This window comes from Marinospirillum sp. (assembly GCF_014859565.1).
Genome location: NZ_JACUUA010000332.1, coordinates 1 through 2,980, shown reverse-complemented (window position 1 = coordinate 2,980; position 2,980 = coordinate 1). Strand labels below are relative to the sequence as shown.

Here is a 2,980-nt window from a genome sequence, read left to right as displayed (position 1 = left end):
GGGTCAAACAGCGGTTCGGAGAGGCTGATTCACAGCCTCATGAATAATGCGGGATTAAAAGTGTATCCGTTTTGTTTTGGATAAATCTGGTTAGAGTATTCAGTGCTGGCGATTGTTGCTTGCAGCAGTGTAACCTGTCAGTGATCCTATGGAGGGCAGTATCTATGTCGTTATATCCGCAGCAATCCCTTGATCTTACTGCTCTCGAAGCCGAGTTTGTTGAGTTGCAGGCCGGTTTTATCCAGCGCCTGCCTGAACGTGAGCACAAAATTGCTCAGATGTTGAACAGTCTGCTGGCAAACAGCGGTCAGCTGGATACGGCAGAGTTGAAACTATTGCACCGGGAAGTTCATAATCTGGTTGGAGCGACGGGTAGTTATCAGATGAACACAATCAGCCAATCTGCCCGTGTATTTGAGCGACTCCTGTGGCAATTAATCAGTGATGCGCCAGGCATTATTTCTGTTGCAGCGCAGCAGCAACTGCAACTGCAGAGCGAAGTGTTGTTTAAGCTGATACAGAGTGAAATTTCTGTAAGTGTGGCTAAAAGGTAGGCCTGTTTTGAAAAAAAATCTGCCGTTACACTGGAATCTGCAAACCCGTATGCAGTTGTTGCTGCTGGGTTTTTGTGTGGTGCTTTTGCTGGTTTCCGGTTATCTGGCGCGGTTTTACCTGCAGGCAGAGTTTCAGGGGATTTTTATTGAGCAGCAGCGTGGGCTGGTGAGCCAGCAGGTGCTGAGAATCCGCAATGATTTGCTGGAGCGTCAGACAGTGCTGGAAGCGCATGCACCCTTTCTGCATGACGGCAAGGCACTGCTGTCTTTGGATCAACTGCAAAAACACCTGCATACCGCCTGGTTGTCCGGTCGTTTTAATGATTTTGGTTTGCTGGATGCTGAAGCAACAATGCTGGTTGATTACCCGAATGTACCTGCACGATTAGGAGCTAATTACAGTGATCGTGCTTTTATTCAGCAGGCCATAGCGGAAAAAAAGACGGTGATCAGCCCGGCTATGATCGGTCGCACCACTGGGATTCCCTATTATTTTATAGCGACTCCACTGCTGGATGAAAATCAGCAGTTGCTGGGTATTCTGGTGGGAAACAGTTCACTGGCAGCAGCTCCACTGTTCAAGCAGTTGCGCAAAGAGATTGCCGCAACTCAGGGGCAGTTGTTGATTATTGATCGTCCCAACCGGGTTTATATCGCCGCCACGGATGCCAATAAAATTTTGCAGCCTTTGCCCCGGAAGGGTGAAGATCCGGTTCTGGATGCCATTCTGACTGGGCATGACTCCGGGCGAGTGGTAGATCAGCAGCAGCGTGCCTGGTTGTATGTCAGCAGTGATTACCCGGAGATGCAGTGGAGTGTGATCAAGCTGGCGCCTGAGTCCGAGGTGTTTGCACCAGTAGATGGACTGCTGGGGCGTTACACCCTGATTCTGCTGGTTATTTTTGCATCCATCACCTTGCTGGGAGCCATGTTGCTACACCGAGTGCTGCGTCCTGTACGCCAGGCTATAGCGCAGATCCAGCAGGCAGTGAGTCGTCGTGAAGTGCTGGCGCCGCTGGAAATCACTGGAGACAACGAGATCTCTCAGTTGTTTGAAGCCTTCAACCGCCTGCAGTTATGGCGGGATGAACAGGCTCGTGTCAAGGATGAGCTGGTTGCGGTGGTCAGCCATGAGTTACGAACACCCTTAACTTCAATTGTTGGTGCTTTAAGTCTGGTGAGCAGTGGCAGTATGCAGCAATACCCTGATCAGCAGGCCAGTTTGTTGCAGATCGCAGAACGTAATGCCAAACGACTGAGTTTGCTGGTGAATGATTTGCTGGATCTTGCCAGTCTCAACAAAGGCCAGTTACGGCTGGATATGAAATGTCAGGCGCTGCAACCTTTATTAGAGCAGTTGGTGGCCGATTTTTCTCCTTTTGCCAGGGATCAAAAGGGTATAAAGATCCGTTTGGAGCAGCCTGCCAAGCCTTTACTGCTGATGGTCGATGCAGCACGTCTTAATCAGGTGATGACTAACCTGCTGTCCAATGCTGTGAAGTTTTCGCCGCGTAATACGCAGGTACAAGTACTGGTGACACGGGCTAAAGACAAGGTACGCATCACGGTGACAGATCAGGGTGAGGGTATTCCTCTGGCATTTCAGTCGCGTATTTTTGAGCGCTTTGCCCAGGCTGACTCCAGTGAGGGTCTGCGTGCGGGTGGCACCGGGCTGGGTCTTGCCATCACCAGGGAGCTGTTAACTGCCATGAATGGGCGAATCGGTTTCAGCTCATTACCCGGCAGTGGCAGTTGTTTTTTCCTTGAGCTGCCACGGATGGATACCTCCTGTAATGAAATGGATGAGGTGAGCCATGAACAAGCTTCATAAAATCCTCTGTGTGGAAGATGACCCTGACATTCGTATGATTCTTGATCTGGCGTTAAGCAAGCTGGGTGGATTTCAGATCTGCCTGGCAGAGGATGCCAGCGAAGCATTAAAGCAGTTGGATGGTTTTAAACCGGATCTATTGTTGCTGGACTTGATGCTGCCGGGCATGACCGGACTGGAGTTGTTCAGCCAGATCAGATCCAGGCAGGAATATATCGATTTGCCAGCCATACTGCTGACGGCAAAACTCTGCCAGGAAACACCCGCTGAATATACTCAGCCGGGAATGCTGGGGGTGATTGCCAAACCCTTTGATCCGGTGGCACTGGTCGATCAGATACAAGGCTTGTATTCCAGCAACGCAGGTTAATCCTGATCTGGTTTGCCTTTCTGTCAAAAAACAAATTACATTTCATTTCAAATGTATCAGGAATGTTTCAAGGTGCGGGGTTTTCTGCGCTTTTCATGACTTGATGCATTCTTATCTTGTGACTGATGGGGCTAGTATGTGCTTATAAAATAGCAGCTTCAACAGGAGCACAGAATATGCGTAACAACCAACCCGTTACCCAGAAAGAATTCACCGTCCGATCTG

The 2,980-nt window shown here is 49.7% G+C and carries 3 protein-coding genes; all 3 read left to right on the top strand.

Features of this window, described 5'->3' with window-relative positions; translation table 11 throughout:
- The first annotated feature begins 164 nt into the window (after positions 1-164).
- The 3 genes from IBX50_RS19205 to IBX50_RS19195 are packed head-to-tail and all read left to right on the top strand — an operon-like array spanning position 165 to position 2,755.
- Positions 165-554: an Hpt domain-containing protein gene (locus tag IBX50_RS19205; protein ID WP_292258007.1), complete on the top strand. Its 390-nt coding sequence runs from the start codon at positions 165-167 to the stop codon at positions 552-554.
- Positions 555-561: 7 nt separating this feature from the next.
- Positions 562-2,385: a sensor histidine kinase gene (locus IBX50_RS19200; protein ID WP_292258006.1), complete on the top strand. Its 1,824-nt coding sequence runs from the start codon at positions 562-564 to the stop codon at positions 2,383-2,385.
- Complete coding sequence (locus IBX50_RS19195; RefSeq protein ID WP_292258005.1) at positions 2,369-2,755, top strand: response regulator; 387 nt, start codon at positions 2,369-2,371, stop codon at positions 2,753-2,755. Before IBX50_RS19200 ends, IBX50_RS19195 begins: the two co-directional genes overlap by 17 nt.
- The last annotated feature ends 225 nt before the right edge of the window (positions 2,756-2,980 follow it).